Source organism: Paenibacillus sp. J22R160 (genome assembly GCF_059692135.1).
The window spans coordinates 498,251-514,729 of the sequence record NZ_JCAUAU010000003.1; the positions used below are offsets into that span (position 1 = coordinate 498,251).

Genomic DNA, 16,479 nt, shown 5'->3' on the forward strand with positions numbered 1-16,479 from the left:
CCCCCTTAGATGAAAAGGCTGGCCTTATCGACGTTAATTTCGATAAGACCAGCCTGTTCTCCTGCAACTTATGAGAAACTTGCTCTATTTTCTTAACTCTGCCTCGTATTGCTGTTCAAGGGTTTGAACCACTTTGGCATGGAGTTCCGTTACCTCTTCATCTAACAGAGTTCTTTCCGCATGACGGTACACCAGAGCGATAGCTACGCTCTTACGATTTGCACCAAGACGCTCCCCTGTGTAGATATCAAAAACCTGGATAGACTCAAGCAAATCCCCGGCAATTTCCGCAATCGACTGCTCCATGAGTCCAACCGGTACGCTTGCATTTACAACGACCGCAATATCACGTCCAATGGACGGGTAACGCGGCAGCAATTTATACACAATCGCATCTCCGGCAGCGTCTAGGATAGGAGCTAACTCAACCTCAAGCACGTACGTGTCATCTAGATCGCGCTGTTGTTGAACGGTTGGGTGCAGCTGACCCACACGGCCAATCACCTTCGGACCTTCGGAGGAAGTAAGCAGAAGCTCTGCTGTACGACCAGGATGGAATCCATCTGGGGAAGCTGATGTGTAAGTAAGTCCCTTGATGCCCAAGTAGCTGATCAGACGGTCAAAGATTCCCTTCATGTCATAGAAATCAACGGCTTCAGACTTTTGCGCCCAATGCGCCCCTCGGCGTTTGCCAGTCATCACAATAGAAAGCAGAAGCTTCTCTTGCGGCAGCGTAGTGAGTGTTGACTCGTCTGTGATAAATGCTTTGCCCATTTCGAAAATAGCCACGTCATCCATGGTGCGGTTACGGTTGTAACTCACTACCTCCAGCAAATGCGGAAGCAAGCTGGTGCGCAATTGGCTTCGATCCTCGCTCATTGGCATTGCGAGAGAGATCGGTTTAGCCGCTGGATATAGACCAGGCAGCGAAGCCGTTTGGTCCGGGTGCGTGAAGGCATAGGTAATGACTTCATGCAGCCCGCTTTGTGTCAGGAGATTCCGCGCAATGCGGCGAATCGACTGCTCTTTGGACAAGGAGCCTGGCGTCGTCACGCCAGTCATCAAGGTCGTCGGGATGTTATCATAGCCGAAGAGGCGTGCCACTTCTTCGATCAAATCTACATCCCGTGTGATGTCTCCGCGGCGGCTCGGCACATGCACGAGCAGCTTGCCTTCTCCCGCCTGCTCGAACGTGAAGTGCAGGCGATCAATGATTTGTCCCATCTCGTCAAGCGTAAGCGTCGTACCGAGATAGTTGTTCACACGGTCAGCAGCCAGCTCGATGCTGACCGGTTTGTGCGAGCCGGCAACAGCTTGGGCGATGCCGTCTGCGACTTTACCGCCTGCATACTCAGCAATCAATGCAGCGGCGCGGTTCAATGCCGGAAGCACCGCTTCCGGGTTCACTTCTTTCTCGAAGCGAAGACTCGCTTCAGAGCGAAGGCCAAGCTGGCGCGATGTACGACGCACAGAGGAGCCTGCAAACTTAGCGGATTCAAGCAAAATCCGCGTAGTATCGTTCGTTACTTCGGAATTCGCGCCGCCCATAACACCAGCGATCGCTACAGGCTTCGTACCGTCCGTAACAAGCAGCATGTGCGGCTCTAGGGTACGCTCTATATCGTCAAGCGTAACAAGCTTCTCGCCAGCCTCAGCAAGGCGTACATCGATGTGGCCATTGTTCAGCTGTTCAGCATCAAATGCGTGCAACGGTTGACCATACTCCAACATCACGAAATTCGTGATGTCTACGATGTTATTGATGGGACGGATACCAGCGGCCATCAAACGGTTTTGCATCCACAGCGGAGAAGTGCCTACGCGCACGCCTTCGATCAGGCGAGCAGCGTAGTGTGAGCATTGCTCCGACGCTGTGATCTTCACGCTGATGCGGTCAGCGGCTTTCACACCGGCTGATCCAGCCTGCCCAAGCGCTGCTTCTGCATCCGGCAGTTTAACGCTGCGGCCAAGGATCGCTGCGATCTCATAAGCGGCTCCGAGCATGCTCAAGCAGTCGGAACGGTTCGGTGTCAGATCGAGCTCCAACACTTTGTCATTAATGGCCAGAACATCAAGAACGGAGCTTCCGATTTCCGTTTCTTGCGGTAATACTAGAATACCTTCCTGAATTTCTTTAGGAAGCAATTTATCGTTCAAGCCAAGCTCTTTGGCTGAGCAAATCATCCCTTGCGACTCAACGCCGCGCAGTTTGGCGCGTTTAATTTGCAGTCCGCCAGGAAGAACAGCACCGATCATAGCGACAGGTACTTTTTGACCGGCATCAATATTTTTGGCTCCGCAGACGATTTGCAAATCTTCGCCTTGACCAGCATCAATGACACACACGCTTAATTTATCTGCGTCCGGATGTTTCTCACGGGATTTCACATACCCGACAACTACGTTCGTTACACCTTTATTCCGATCCTCCACGATATCCACTTCGATGCCGCTTCGGGTTAATTTCTCGGCTAATTCTTCCGCTGTGAAGCCTGTTACATCTACATATTCCGATAACCATTGGTATGAAACATTCATGCTTAACCCCTCCTTTTCCTGATGCTTACAGATGTAAGAATTGTTTTAAGAAACGCAGATCATTCGTGTAGAAATGACGGATGTCTTCGATTCCGTATTTCAGCATGGCAATACGCTCAACGCCCATACCGAATGCAAACCCTGTATACTCCTTCGGATCGTAGCCGCCCATCTCAAGAACGCGCGGATGAACCATGCCCGCCCCGAGAATTTCTAACCAACCTGTTTGTTTACAAGTTCGGCAGCCAACGCCTCCACACATCGCACAGCTCACATCAACCTCAACACTCGGCTCAGTGAAAGGGAAGAAGCTAGGACGCAAACGGATTCTTGTTTCTTTGCCGTACATTTCTTGCACGAATTGCAGCAAAGTACCCTTCAAATCGCTCATCCGAACGTTACGGTCGATAACTAGACCTTCAATTTGCGTAAACATATGGGAATGTGTCGCATCGTCGTCGTCGCGGCGGTATACTTTACCCGGACAAATGATTTTGATCGGAACCTCGCCTTTACGTTTCTCCATCGTTCTCACTTGAACAGGGGAAGTTTGCGTACGCATCAAGATTTCTTCTGTGATGTAGAAGGAGTCCTGCATATCGCGGGCCGGGTGGTCTTTAGGCAGATTCAGCGCTTCGAAGTTGTAGTAGTCCTGCTCAACCTCCGGTCCTTCCGCAACCGTATAACCCATTCCGATGAAAATATCTTCAATCTCTTGGATTACTTTGCTTAATGGGTGTACCGCGCCTTGCTCAGAAGGACGGCCCGGCAGCGTAACGTCGATCATTTCTGCTCGAAGTCTGTTTTCCGTTTCCTGCTGCTGATACGCCGCTTGCTTCTCTTCGATCACCGACTCAATTGCAGTGCGAACATCGTTCGCCACTTGCCCAATGATCGGTCTCTCTTCTGCGCTTAGCGCTCCCATGCCGCGAAGAACCTCGGTTAATGGACCTTTTTTACCCAAATACTTAATACGTAAATCGTTCAGCTCCTGCTGACTTTGTACGCCGCTTAGCTCCTGCAGCGCTTCCTGCTTCAAAGCTTCTAACCGCTCTTTCATTGCAATCCCTCCTGAATTAGGCCCTGAATCAACCAAATGAAAACACAAAAAAGACTTTCCGCTCCCTCGCAAGGGACGAAAAGCCGTGGTACCACCCTAATTAGATACATTTCCTGGCCAATAGGCAAAAAAACGATCTCACTTCATTCCAGATAACGGACGATGTGTCCGGTTCCCTCTACTTAAAGAAAGCCCATTAAGCTTGCCTCTGTTCAAAGGACTGCTCGGGAGCGAACTTCAGCAGCCTGATTCTCGGGGCCAGCTCTCAATCAACGGCTTACCCTCCCTGTCAAGAAGCACTGCGTACTCTTCTCCGTCAAAGCATTTTTACGTATATGTACCAGTTATTATATGCAAGATAGTGTTCATATGCAAGTACGCGCCCCTCAAATCTCGCATTTTGCCAGTTGACTCGCAAAGCGAATAAGCGTATATTTTTTTAAACAGTTTAAACATTAATTTATATAAATATTTTATTATTTAACATTTAGATGATGTAATTAACCGGAAGGAGAGTTTCAATGGAAGATGACTTGATGGCTTATACCATTCGTTTTCGGACAACGTTTGAAACAGCTCATCGAAAAATTAGCAGTGCAGTACTCGCCGAGTTGAAATCAGAGTTGACCGGACCGCAGTTATTTATGCTGTTCATGATCGCCAAGGAGGGAACCCCCAAACAGACCATTCTTGCTGAGAAAATGGGTGTAAAACCAAGTGCGATTACTGTCATGATTGATCGTCTTGTCCAAAGCGGACATGTCATACGCAAGCATCATGAAACAGATCGGCGCATTGTTCTGGTAGAAAACACAGAGCTTGGCCATGAGGTCCTTACCGCAGCTCAAAATGTTCAGAAAGAAGTGATTGCTCGAGGCTTATCTAAGCTCCCGCTAGATGAACTCAACGTCTTCGTAAGTGCTTTTGAAAAACTAACATCCTATTACTAAAATTCATTATTATTTAAAAGGAGTGAACTGTAGTGGAAACTATACAAAAAACGATTTCTGACGACAACCTTCCCGAGTCAGCCGCGCCAGCGCTCAAAAATCGCGGCCTCCTGCTGACAGGACTTATTATTGCCATGCTGTTCGGTGCTCTCGACGGTACCATTGTCGGAACGGCCATGCCACGTATCGTTGGTGAACTAGGCGGTCTTGCCCTAATGGCTTGGCTTACAACAGCTTACATGCTGACTTCAACTGTTATTGTACCAATCGCCGGTAAGTTGGCTGACTTAATGGGTCGCCGCGTTATTTATGTAACGGGTCTTATCATTTTCATCGGAGCCTCCGCGCTTTGTGGTATGGCCCAGAACATCACAGAGCTTATCTTGTTCCGCGGCTTGCAAGGTCTAGGCGGCGGTATCATGATGCCAATGGCTATGATTATTATCGGGGATTTATTTACAGGTAAACAGCGTGCCAAATGGCAAGGTGTGTTCGGTGCGATTTTCGGTCTTTCCTCTGTTGTCGGCCCCCAAATCGGCGGTTGGATCGTTGATGCTTTAGATTGGCGTTGGGTTTTCTACATCAACCTTCCCGTTGGTATCCTTGCTGTTGTCTTAATCGCAATTGCTCTTCCGAAACATAAAGCGATCGGTAAAGTGAAATTCGACATCCCGGGTATTGCCACTATGGTACTCGGTGTTGTTTCCTTGCTTCTAGCTTTGACTTTCGGCGGTAAAGATTATGCTTGGTTATCTTGGCAAATCATTGGTCTATTTGCAGTAGCGATTGTATCTCTGGTATCTTTCGTCATTATTGAAAGCAGGGCGCAAGAACCAATTCTTCCTGTTCGTTTGTTCAAAAATAGAACTTTTACAACCATTAATGGTGTAGGGTTCCTTATGGCCGTTGGTATGTTCGGTGCTATTATGTTCGTACCTCTCTTCATGCAAGGTATCGTTGGGATCAGCGCCTCCGCGTCCGGTACGGTGATGATGCCTCTCATGCTTACAATGATTGCTGCTAGCGTAGTTTCCGGTCAGTTTATTCATAAAATCGGTGTACGTAAACAAATGTTAACCGGTATGATCATCATGGCCGTTGGTTTTTATTTCCTTAGCACGATGGGTATAGATACAACAAAATTGACAGCATCTGTTTATATGCTGCTCTTAGGTCTTGGCATGGGTCTTGTAATGCCGATTCTGACCCTTGCCTTACAAGAAAGCTTCCCGAAATCTGAGCTTGGTGTAGTTACGTCTTCCAGCCAATTTTTCCGTCAAATCGGTGGTACGTTCGGTATGACGATTCTAGGCGCAATTATGAACCATAAATCATCGGTTCTGCTCGAGCAAGATTTAACACCTGTTGTTAAACAGTTGCCTGCAGAAGCAAGCCAGCTATCTAATCAGATGACAGATATGATTCACTCGAATCCGCAAGGCTTATATTCTTCCCTGTTAAGCCCTGAAACGATGGCGAAAATGCCGAAAGAATTCGTAGAGCACATGCTTCCTATTTTGAAAAATGCCCTTGTATCTTCCCTACATCAAGTATTCGTTATCGGGTTAGTATTCGTATTACTCGGGGCGGTTCTTACACTGTTTATCGGCAACATTAAAGTAAATGGCCGTAAATCGAAGAAGACAAGTACGGACAGTGAAAAAGACCTTTCCGCTGGACTCGCTTAATCTATCATCCATGCTCCCTCCTTCTTCCGAAGGTTGGGGGCTTTTTTATGTAATTGCTTCCTTCATTTCTTTTGACATCATTCCATCAATAGCGTTTAATGAGGTTGGATACTATAAAAGGAGAGTGATTACCATGAAATATCGCAGACTTGGGAAAACAGACTTAAAAGTTTCAATCGTTGGTGTTGGAACCTGGCAATTCGGAGGAGAATGGGGACTTACGTACACACAAGCTGAAGCAGATGCTATTTTGGATCAAGCCGCTGATCTTGGCATTAACCTAATAGATACCGCGGAATGCTATGGTGACCATCTTTCGGAATCATTTATCGGCACTTATTTATCTAGACGCAATCGTGAGAATTGGGTTGTAGCAACGAAATTCGGTCACCATTTCCATGATTTATTTACCCGAACCGATGAATTTAACTCAGAGAGCGTCATCAAGCAGTTGGATGCTTCGCTCAAAGCTTTGCATACGGATTACATAGATTTATACCAATTTCACTCCGGACCAGATAGCGTATTCGATAACGATGACTTATGGACAACCTTAGATAAACAAGTACAGGCAGGAAAGATCAGACATCTGGGAACTTCCATCGGAAGCAATGCCAATATCCATCAGACCGAAGCCTCTACGAAAGTAAATTCCAAGGCGATTCAAGTCGTCTATAATCGTTTGGATCGAGCGCCAGAAGAGCTAGTATTCCCTTCCTGTGTGAAGCAGGATCTGGGCGTACTGGCACGGGTGCCCTTGGCAAGCGGCTATTTAAGCGGCAAGTACAAGCCTGGTGCCGTATTTAGCGATACCGATGTCCGGCATCGCCATGATGCGGAAAACGTAAGACAAAAGCTGGAGGAAGTACAGCGAATTCAAAAGGAAGAAGTCCCAGAGGGTATGGATATGGCGAAATGGGCGCTCGCATGGTGCTTAAAGCATGATGCCGTAACAAGCGTCATTCCGGGCTGCAAAAACCCTGAGCAAGTGATTGCTAATGCAAGTGCAACGGAGCTTATCAGCGATAACCACCCACAAGCCTGGAAAGCTTGAGCAATAGGAAGGAATAACATCTAGATGAACTTGGACGAGCATACAACAACTTGGAAGCAGCTTAATGACCATTTGGCGCAATGGGTTACAGCTAGCAAAGACCGTACCGAAGATGGACATGTTGCTTCCTACATTCCTGAACTTGCGAATGCTCCAGCTGATATTTTGGGTATCTGCATCATGGATGCAGAAGGGAATACGGTTGCTGCAGGCGATACCGACTATCATTTTACGCTGCAAAGCATCTCCAAAGTATTCACGCTTATTCTAGCTCTAATGGATAACGGCGAGGAGACGGTGTTCTCAAAGGTAGGTATGGAGCCGACAGGTGACGATTTCAACTCGATGCTGAAGCTAGAGCTGGTAGAGCCTGGCATTCCGTTTAACCCGCTTATCAATGCCGGAGCTATCGCGATCTCGTCCTTGATTGCAGGTGACACGCCGACTGAACAAACGCAGCGAATTCTGCAGTTTTTCCGGGAGCTTGCGGACAATCCGGCACTAGATATTAATCAGGATGTATTCAAATCGGAATCGGATACCGCACACCGAAATCGTTCGCTTGCCTACTTCCTGAAACATAACGGCGTTCTGGACCGTGAAGTGGACGACGTCCTACGGGTCTATTTTAGCCATTGCTCCATCCAAGTGAACTGCACGGATTTGGCCAGAATGGCTTTGGTTCTCGCCCATAACGGCGTCGATCCGATTCGCAATCAACGCCTGATTCCGCGGCGATTCGTACAAATCGCTAAAACATTCATGTTTACCTGCGGAATGTATAATGCCTCTGGCGAATTCGCCATGAACGTAGGGCTTCCCGCTAAGAGCGGTGTATCCGGCAGTATTCTAACGTTGGTGCCTGGACGATATGGAATCGGTCTTGTCAGCCCTGCCCTCAACCGCAAAGGCAATAGCACTGCTGGTGTTCACCTCCTGGGGAAACTTTCGCAGGAATTTGACTGGAGCTTGTTTTAACGATAAGAGGCTGACCCAAAGTCATCCAGTGACTGAGGGAAAGCCTCTTTAGATTAACGGGAAATACTCCCGCTATTTCGTTTAAATGGATTGTCCCCTTGGAACTGGGAGGCTGAGTGAATGGATTACTTGTAAGTAACGCCGATTACTCCTGTTATTTTCAGTAATTGATCCACTTTTTCCTAAATAACTGGAATTTCTATTGCTACTTTCATCAGATCTAGCAGATTTCGTGCAGCAATCGATGATTTAGCTGGGGTTTCTACCGCTATTTCATTCACTACCACAAGTCAGCGTAGAATAACGGTAGTTTTTCCATCTATATCAGCTGAGTAGGCCAAATGGACTGGGGAGTTATCAAATGACTCCACAGAAAAAGAAGCTATCCCAGAAGTCATCAAATGACCGAGGGAGAGCTTCTTTCTTTTAAACTTATGGGATAATTACTTCTTATATAAAGCAAGCTATTGAATGGCTCGTTTAATTCGCTGCAACACTTCAATTAGTTCATCAATCTCGTTTTCGTTCAGGCGAACCGTCACATAGTTAGGTGAAATTCCCCCGTCGTTGATCTCCAGCAAGGCCACCTCATCCTTGTCATCCAATTTAACAGACAATTGTTCTCTTTCGAGCATATTAATCCAAGCCATGACGGCACCTACTTTCGGTCAATGTGTTAGTAGACGATGAATTCTTTACTGTACACCGTTTCATTATCCTCTGAATCCATCACACGCATTTCCAGTTCCCAGTTCCCTCTGAATGGAAGATAGGCACCCTCCGCTCGATAGCTGAACTTGGCAAAGCCGTATGACTCCTCTTCTTCCTTATCCTCATAAGCCGTTATCGGCACTGCAATCGGAGCGATCTCTTTGTCATCCAGATAATGAAGAATCATAAGAACCTGCTTCGGTTTCCCTGAATTTTCGGGAAGGAATACTTTGGCCGTGAAAGAGTTGGTCCCTTGGATTTTCGGTGTAATATCCGCAGATACATGGACTTTATCTCCCATTTGATGCCACTGCAGCGGCTCGTTGGCCGGAATTGGCGCTACATAAGTGATGATGCCCACCAGCAGCACAATGATCACCATAAGCGTTAAATCCACCCTTACCCATAGGAAGGATTGAACAGCCTTCTTCTTGCGCATCATGAGACGGATAACAAATGCTGTAAGCACGACGAGAATAACTGCGCCAACCTTCACTAGCAGCAAGATCCCCCATCCGGAATATAGCAGATAGTGCAAATTAGGTAGGAATAACAACACAGATAAAGACCCGGATATCGCGAGCACGACGATGGAAATTAGAGCCATATTCGAAAATTGTCGCATGTACGTGGCAAGGTCACTGTTCTTCTGACGCCACTTCGCGTAGAGAAGGACTAAGCCGCCCACCCACATGGCTGCACCCGCCAAATGAATCCAATCGAGCCCGATCGTCGCCCACACTGGTGAAAAGGATGCCGCATGGCCGCTAAAGCTTTTGGCCGCCAGCAAGCCTAATGGCCATATCCAGTCTAACCATGCCCATCTACCGATAAGGACGAACCCAAGGAAAGATAGAGCCAGTAGAATCAGCCAGGATATCCCGATATTCGTCGCACTAAAAAGCTTCGCTATTTCTTCCACACCGCCGCCGCCTAGTAAATCCTCGATATGAGTAAATATAAGCAGGAGGAGTGCAACGAGTTGAGCACGCTGCAAATTCAGCGTCCATGAAGATAAAGATTTTCTTGTTTCTTTGCCGCTATCCGTACGTAGCATTCTTAACCATATGACCCATCCTGTCAAAACGAGCAGCATGAGATACCATAGCCCGCGAGACGCATACTGCAGTAGAACCTTCGTCGTTAGCGGGCCTGAACCGTGCTCGTGATTAGCATGGGCTGAAGGAAGATCTAGCGTATCTTCTTGCGGCGGATTGCCGATCGTCAGAGGGTAGCTTCCGCCAACAGGGTGGCCGTCAGCCGAAATGACATGATAGCTAACTAAATAAACGCCCTCGGTCAGCTTAGGCAGATCAAGGAGCACACCTGTTTGCTCTTTGTTCAAATAAGCTTTATTGCTTGTCATTTCGTCGCCGTCATGATTAAAAACTTTGATATAAAAGAGCCCAGCATCTAAGGGTTCATTGAAGGTAATCGCGATCTGGGGCGGAGAGCTTTCCAGCTTAGCGCCCGATTCCGGAATTGCCTGTACCAGTGATGCATGAGCAGAAACAGATTGTGGGGCGACGAATGAGCTTAAGAGCATCATAGATAATATACACAAAAAAACAGCAGGCAAGAACCAAAACCGCTGACGAACATGTTGTTTCTCTTTATACATAGATAAGTTCCTCTAATCCGTTATGGGTTTACGTCCGGCAAAACCATCTTCTTTGCCGTGGTAATAACGGATCTTATCCTCTCCTTGTTTCCAACAAAGCAGTACTTCCTGACCCCTGAACATCGACGGAAAATCCACAAGACCTGTTTCTATATCCTTAAGCTCGATACCCGTTTGCTGAAAATGCTGAATCAGCCCGCGCGCTTCGATTTGCATAAATTCGAGTTCAGCTTCTTGCATAAAAAACGGATCCTTTTCCGCGCTTGGTTTCTCGGCCAACTCGTTTTTCTTCCCGCGAAGCTCTGTGTATTTCTCCTCAAAAGCTCGCTTCAGAATTTGCATTTTCTTTAACTCCTGATCGACCAACGGAAGCATTTCATTCGCTTCTTCCAAGCTAAAATATTTTTTATCAGACATCTCGCACCTCCATGCCTAATTTTAACAAAAAATGAGTGCAACTTCGAATTCTACGCATGAGCATGCGGGTGCTCGTGCGAGGGTCCATGCTCTTCCACATGAGTCACAGACAACTCGGCATATCCGACACCTTTAAGCACTTGAATCCGCTGCTGCAGTTCTCTCAGCTTCTGTACCTTGCCCCTAACAACTAATATTTCCAAGCATTGCTGATGATTTAAATGAATATGCATCGTTGAAATAATGGCATGGTGATATTCGTGCTGCAGCTCCATCAACGTAATGGGCAGATCGCTAATATGATGGTCATATACCATCACGATGGTTCCGGCTACCGTTTCGTCCAACTGCATGCTGCTGGAGGTTAACAACGCTTTGCGTGTGAGATCTCGGATCGCTTCAGAGCGGTTGTTATAGCCCTGGATGGCAATAAGCCGATCATATTGCTCAATTAACGATTGCGGCATAGAGATGCCAAAACGTACAAGCGTTTCTTTCTCCGACATGGGATCACGCTCCTTTCTAACTAAACCTTGTCCTCTAACCATACTCTACCAGAAAGTGGTGGTGTCGCAAAATGTGTTGCCCCTATTCTATGCGAAAATGATAAGAACAGCAAAAGAGAGCGGACATAAGTCCAGCTCCCTTACTTGTTAGATAAAGTTCATTAATTTTTTCACACGAACTTCCAGCTCAACGAGTGAGAAAGGTTTCGTCATATAGTCGTCAGCGCCCATCTGATAGCCTTTGAGCATATCGTCTTCCTTCTTCTTGCCTGAAAGCATAAGCACCTTCATGTTCGCATTCGCTAAGCGATCATCCTTCTTGATCTGATCCAACAAGGAAAATCCGTCCAACCTAGGCATCATGCCATCCAGAATACACGCATGATAGCTCTTCTCCTGCAGCAAGCTGAGCGCCTCTTCACCATCGGAAGCATGTGTGATGGCAATCGGCAAGTGCTCCAAATGAGAAGTTAGAATCGCCCTTAATATCGGATCATCGTCAACGATCAGCAAATTTTTCTTCTCAGGAAGTGGCAGTGCAGCCGATTTGTTTGGGTCGCTCTCTTTTTCTGTAGAAGCACAGATTACCCGGTTCCGGCCTTGTTGTTTGGCTTGATACATCGCTTCGTCTGCCTTAGAAACCCAATCTGCCACGGACAACCCTTCTTGCCACTCGGCAACTCCTGCAGAGAACGTGATCGAGAAAGGTTTTCCCTCATATTGGGCAACCGGATTAGAGCTAATTATATGCAGAATGTTCTGCATAGTTGAGTGCGCCTGCTCTAAGGATGTGTTCGGAAGGGCAATCACGAACTCTTCACCGCCAAAACGGGCTAGTAAATCGGTTGAGCGCAAATTGGTTTGCAGAAGATGAGCTAAGCCTTGCAGCACCAAATCTCCCACGTGGTGACCATATGTGTCATTGACTTTCTTAAAATAATCAATATCAATAAATACAAGCGATATCGGTGCTGGATACCGTTCAATCCGCTGCAGTTCCATACCAATCTGAAGATCAAAATATCGCCGGTTGAACACGCCGGTAAGCGGATCACGGAAGGCCAGCTGCTCGAAATTTTTCGTCCTTTTGAGCAAACCATAAATTCTAGCGGCTAGTTCTTCGTACTGAAAAGGCTTGGTCACATAATCATCAGCCCCTAGATGGAAGCAGCGAACTTTATCGTTCAAATCATTGCGCCCTGACAAAACAATGAGAGGCAGCCATTTCAACGTTGGATCTTCTTTGAGAAATTCAAACAGCTCATACCCCGATTGCGGATGCATCATGAGATCTAAAGTCACAAGATCATAAGTATGCGTACGCAATAATTTAATAGCCGACTCTACATCGGAGGCCTCATCAACAATACAATCATCAAGCTGAAGGCGCCGGGTCAAATACGAACGCAGCACTTCGTCATCATCAACAAGCAGCAACCGGCTCTTCAAAGTTCGAAGCATAGAATCTCCGGTGGGATCCTTCTGCTCGTCCATCTGGATCTCCGTTAGGCCGATATCGTATTCCATGTTCATATCACGAAGGAGTCTGAGGCTTCGGTCTGCGTTTTCTTGAACCGGGTTCGTCGATGCTAAGGAAGTATTCTGCTCCTGATCGATGTCTTGCGTCCATTCCCATAGGCGCACCAACTCCTCCGCCAGCCTGCCAATCCTGTTATATCCAAAAATCGGCGCACTGCCTTTCAGCGTATGGATAATGCGATAGAACCGATTCAAGTCCTCTACTGCCGTCACAGCGCGAATGGCATCAAGCAGAGCTTCAAGCTCCTTCAGCTGCTTTTCAAACTCGCGAATGAACAGTTTTCTGCCTTGTCTTAGAATTCTTGCATCTTTATCCGATTCTGACCTGGAGCTCTTGGGCTCTAGATTCGTATTATGCATGACGGACAATCACCCTTTTTACAAATAAAATTATTATCTATAGGTTTCGAATCAACTCTCTAATAAGTGTCCTACTGTATCTAGCAGTTGAAGCGGGCTGAATGGTTTAACAATGTAGGTGGTGACGCCTGCAGCTTTGGCTTTCTCTTTATCTTTATCCAAGGCTTTAGCTGTTAAAAGAATAACAGGCAGCTCCCGATTGGTGTTATCGCTCTGACGAAGCCACTCACATACCTCAACACCTGTACGTTCTGGCATCATATAATCAAGAATAACCAGATCAAACGATTCCTTCTGAAGCTGTTCGATGGCTTGCTGACCGTCTTCCACTTCCGTGATTTCATACCCTTCATCCGATAGCGTTTCTGTAAGTAAAAAGCGGAGTGCAAGCTCGTCGTCGGCCAGCAATATTTTATAAACAGACATAAGGGTCTCCTCTATTAAAATATGACTTTAATTATAGCATTATGCTCATAGGCAGGATAGGAATTTGTCGAAATAAGTCAAAATATATTACAAACTTCGCCCAGCGTCATATTCTTTCCATGATGAGCCATTAATTTCTTTAAGCCCCTCCACGGAGGGGTAGATATAAACCCAACCTTCACGCTGCCCGCCCACATCTCGGATCCAAACGCGGTCATATTCATTATCGGAGGCGCCGGGACCATAATAACCTTCCAGGACATCCATCGCTCGCAAGCCTTCTTCCGTCACTTCCAACCATTCTCCAACAACGCGCTGCTCCGCATTGTCTTCCGTTAGCAAGAGTGCAGGGTAGGGCCCAACATCAAATAAACGTCCAAAAATCGTGCCCGATTGCACAGATTGTACATAAGGAGCAGCTACGAAGTGGTTACCCTCTCCAACAAGCAATGTGCCGTAGACGAATACAGATACCATGAAAACTCCTCCTGTCGAATTATGTAATTGCCATATTCATGTTAAATTCGCTAGCCATCTCCCTGATCCCTTTTTGAAAACATCCAACCTTTTACAATTCTGCGCAAAGAAAAAAAGCAACATCGCAATGGATGCTGCTTCTATGCTTGATTAGCTGTTAATTCGCGCGTTTTCACAATAATTTTGCGGATACTGTCTTCCGATAGATGAAAGACCTTGATTAACTCCATCACCGTGGAGCCCGTTTGGTACAACCGGAAAATTTCTTGATTTCTACGCTCGATGATAATGCGTGTTCCGTTATTTTCTCCCCATCCAGCGCGTTTCTGCTCTTTCTTAGGGATATATACGATTTCACCTTGGATATATTCTTGTAATTGTTTTAATAGGTTAGGGGGAAGAACGTCTTTCCCGTTCTTGTAACTCATGGATGAAAACCTCCTCAAATTGTCGCAAAGATTAAACTTTGTTCGGATTTGCAGAGAGTAATCTCATCGCCCCTAAACCTCATACCATTCTTATCAAAATGGAATAAAAAAAACACGACCATAATCGTGCCTGTCGGTTGTATATGCAATTATACAAATTCAGGTGAACGGTTATTCCACGAATGATATTCAGTTAGGAGACGATTACCTCTGCGGCGGCCGCAACACTCATCGCTACTGTCATTGTCATTGTGTTCATTAAAAAACACTCCTTTCACCTAATATTGGAATTTTATTACTGGGGTTGGAGAGCTAAGTCTCTCCTGTGTTGCCTGTGTGTTCACTTCGTGTTCACAATTCTCATTATATGTAAAAAGCTTCTCGCTGTCTACTCGTAAGTTAAAAATATGCGGGAGCCCAGCGGGCCCCCGGTTGTAACGATGACCTCTGCTTACGCAGAGATCACCTCCGCTTTTGTTGTAATCACCTTGATCACTCCTTTCCGAAGTTATTAGCTGGCCGGCTACCTCTCTATTTACTCATAATGCTTGCCCGTTCTCAAGTGAAAGAATCATTATAAGGATTCTTTCCTAGGCGGGTGTATTGTGAGGGAAGGTGGGGTGAGGTCGGACAGATAGCTGGGCACTGACACAGGGCAGTGGCACAGGGCACAGGGGTCAATCCCCCAGCGCCATAACTGCGATGCCGCTGTGGTTCAGCAGCGCGCGGATATCGCGCGCAAACTCCACGGCGTGAGCACCGTCGCCGTGGATACAGATCGTGTCCGCGCGCATGCTCAGGTCCTCCCCCTCCTGGGAGAGGACCTTCCCCTCGCGGACGAGGCGCACGACCTGCGCCGCTGCATCCGCGGCGCTCTCCAGCAGCGCCCCGGGCTGATCCCGGGGCGTCAGCGTGCCGTCCCGCTGGTAGGTGCGGTCCGCGAAAGCTTCGCTCGCGGTCCGCAGCCCCGCGGCGGCGCCCGCCCGCAGCAGCTCGCTGCCGGGCGGGCCGAACAGCGTCAGCTCCGCGCTGACGCTGCGTGTCGCAGCCGCAATGGCCGCGGCGAGATCATGGCGCTTAGCCGCCATGTGATAGAGCGCTCCATGCGGCTTGACGTGCTGCAGGTGTCCGCCTTCGGCGTGGACGAACGCCTGCAGCGCCCCGAGCTGATACAACGTCAGCTCGTAAGCCTCGGCCGGCGAGATGGATATCTCGCGTCGGCCAAAGCCCTGCAGATCAGGGAGGCCCGGATGGGCCCCGATCGCAACGCCTTTGCGCATGCACAGCTGCACGGTGCTGCGCATGGTGGCTGGATCGCCTGCGTGAAACCCGCAGGCGATGTTGGCGGAGCTGACGAAGTCGAGCAGCTCCTCGTCGCGTCCGAGGCGATAAGCGCCGAAGCCTTCGCCCATGTCGCAATTCAAATCTATACGCAGCATGTTCACTCTCCCATCACCTTCCGTAAATCCAATTATCTCTTATCTGCTCTCTGGTTTCTGGTTTCTGGTTTCTGGTTTCTGGTTTCTGGTTTCTGGTTTCTGATCTATGCTCTCTAGTCTCATCTCTGCTCTTCGCTCTCTGCTCTTCGCTCTCTGCTCTCTAGTCTCATCTCTGCTCTCTGCTCTCTGCTCTCTGCTCTCTGCTCTCTGCTCTCTGCTCTCCGTTCTCCGCCCTCTGCTCTCTGATCTCTGCTCTCCGCTCACTAATCTCATCTCTCGACCCCAGT

The 16,479-nt window shown here is 47.7% G+C and carries 15 protein-coding genes; 4 read left to right on the forward strand and 11 right to left on the reverse strand.

The annotated features are described in order from the left end of the window. Nucleotides 1-84 precede the first annotated feature (84 nt). The gene (gene pheT / locus AC58UW_RS09305) at nucleotides 85-2,538 is read right to left on the reverse strand and encodes a phenylalanine--tRNA ligase subunit beta (RefSeq protein ID WP_497420396.1); all 2,454 of its coding nucleotides are present in this window, start codon (nucleotides 2,536-2,538) and stop codon (nucleotides 85-87) included. 25 nt (nucleotides 2,539-2,563) lie between these two features. Then, nucleotides 2,564-3,598, reverse strand: coding sequence for a phenylalanine--tRNA ligase subunit alpha (gene pheS, locus AC58UW_RS09310; protein WP_497420397.1), 1,035 nt, complete (start codon nucleotides 3,596-3,598; stop codon nucleotides 2,564-2,566). Nucleotides 3,599-4,119: 521 nt separating this feature from the next. Between pheS and AC58UW_RS09315 the strand changes: the two genes are divergently transcribed. The 4 genes from AC58UW_RS09315 (at nucleotide 4,120) to glsA (ending at nucleotide 8,268) form a co-directional block, all read left to right on the forward strand. Beyond that, entirely contained in the window at nucleotides 4,120-4,548 is a 429-nt protein-coding gene (locus AC58UW_RS09315) for a MarR family winged helix-turn-helix transcriptional regulator (protein WP_497420398.1), read from the forward strand. A 53-nt stretch (nucleotides 4,549-4,601) separates the two neighbouring features. Further along, entirely contained in the window at nucleotides 4,602-6,236 is a 1,635-nt protein-coding gene (locus tag AC58UW_RS09320) for an MDR family MFS transporter (RefSeq protein WP_497420628.1), read from the forward strand. Nucleotides 6,237-6,369: 133 nt separating this feature from the next. Further along, nucleotides 6,370-7,290, forward strand: a complete 921-nt coding sequence (locus tag AC58UW_RS09325) for an aldo/keto reductase (RefSeq protein WP_497420399.1) — start codon at nucleotides 6,370-6,372, stop codon at nucleotides 7,288-7,290. Nucleotides 7,291-7,314: 24 nt separating this feature from the next. After that, the gene (glsA, locus tag AC58UW_RS09330) at nucleotides 7,315-8,268 is read left to right on the forward strand and encodes a glutaminase A (RefSeq protein ID WP_497420400.1); all 954 of its coding nucleotides are present in this window, start codon (nucleotides 7,315-7,317) and stop codon (nucleotides 8,266-8,268) included. Nucleotides 8,269-8,732: 464 nt separating this feature from the next. On the opposite strand, the gene AC58UW_RS09335 is transcribed toward glsA, so the two are convergent. The 9 genes from AC58UW_RS09335 to AC58UW_RS09375 all read right to left on the reverse strand — a co-directional run bounded on the left by AC58UW_RS09335 (nucleotide 8,733) and on the right by AC58UW_RS09375 (nucleotide 16,192). Next, entirely contained in the window at nucleotides 8,733-8,918 is a 186-nt protein-coding gene (locus AC58UW_RS09335) for a hypothetical protein (RefSeq protein WP_315953315.1), read from the reverse strand. A 26-nt stretch (nucleotides 8,919-8,944) separates the two neighbouring features. After that, complete coding sequence (locus AC58UW_RS09340) at nucleotides 8,945-10,600, reverse strand: copper resistance CopC/CopD family protein (protein WP_497420401.1); 1,656 nt, start codon at nucleotides 10,598-10,600, stop codon at nucleotides 8,945-8,947. Nucleotides 10,601-10,612: 12 nt separating this feature from the next. Then, nucleotides 10,613-11,017 (reverse strand): DUF2203 domain-containing protein, encoded by a 405-nt coding sequence (locus AC58UW_RS09345; RefSeq protein ID WP_497420402.1) that lies wholly within the window; start codon nucleotides 11,015-11,017, stop codon nucleotides 10,613-10,615. Nucleotides 11,018-11,067: 50 nt separating this feature from the next. After that, nucleotides 11,068-11,523, reverse strand: coding sequence for a nickel-responsive transcriptional regulator NikR (gene nikR / locus AC58UW_RS09350; protein WP_497420403.1), 456 nt, complete (start codon nucleotides 11,521-11,523; stop codon nucleotides 11,068-11,070). A 147-nt stretch (nucleotides 11,524-11,670) separates the two neighbouring features. Further along, nucleotides 11,671-13,422 (reverse strand): diguanylate cyclase, encoded by a 1,752-nt coding sequence (locus AC58UW_RS09355; RefSeq protein WP_497420404.1) that lies wholly within the window; start codon nucleotides 13,420-13,422, stop codon nucleotides 11,671-11,673. 51 nt (nucleotides 13,423-13,473) lie between these two features. Next, a complete protein-coding gene (locus AC58UW_RS09360) occupies nucleotides 13,474-13,848 on the reverse strand; it encodes a response regulator (RefSeq protein ID WP_497420405.1) in 375 nt (124 codons plus the stop codon). 87 nt (nucleotides 13,849-13,935) lie between these two features. Next, a complete protein-coding gene (locus AC58UW_RS09365) occupies nucleotides 13,936-14,325 on the reverse strand; it encodes a gamma-glutamylcyclotransferase family protein (protein ID WP_497420406.1) in 390 nt (129 codons plus the stop codon). Nucleotides 14,326-14,465: 140 nt separating this feature from the next. Further along, nucleotides 14,466-14,753 carry a CD3324 family protein gene (locus AC58UW_RS09370; protein WP_127457334.1) on the reverse strand — a complete coding sequence of 96 codons (288 nt, stop codon included), beginning with the start codon at nucleotides 14,751-14,753 and terminating at the stop codon, nucleotides 14,466-14,468. Between the two features lie 677 nt (nucleotides 14,754-15,430). Beyond that, nucleotides 15,431-16,192 (reverse strand): LamB/YcsF family protein, encoded by a 762-nt coding sequence (locus AC58UW_RS09375; protein WP_497420407.1) that lies wholly within the window; start codon nucleotides 16,190-16,192, stop codon nucleotides 15,431-15,433. Nucleotides 16,193-16,479: the final 287 nt, after the last annotated feature.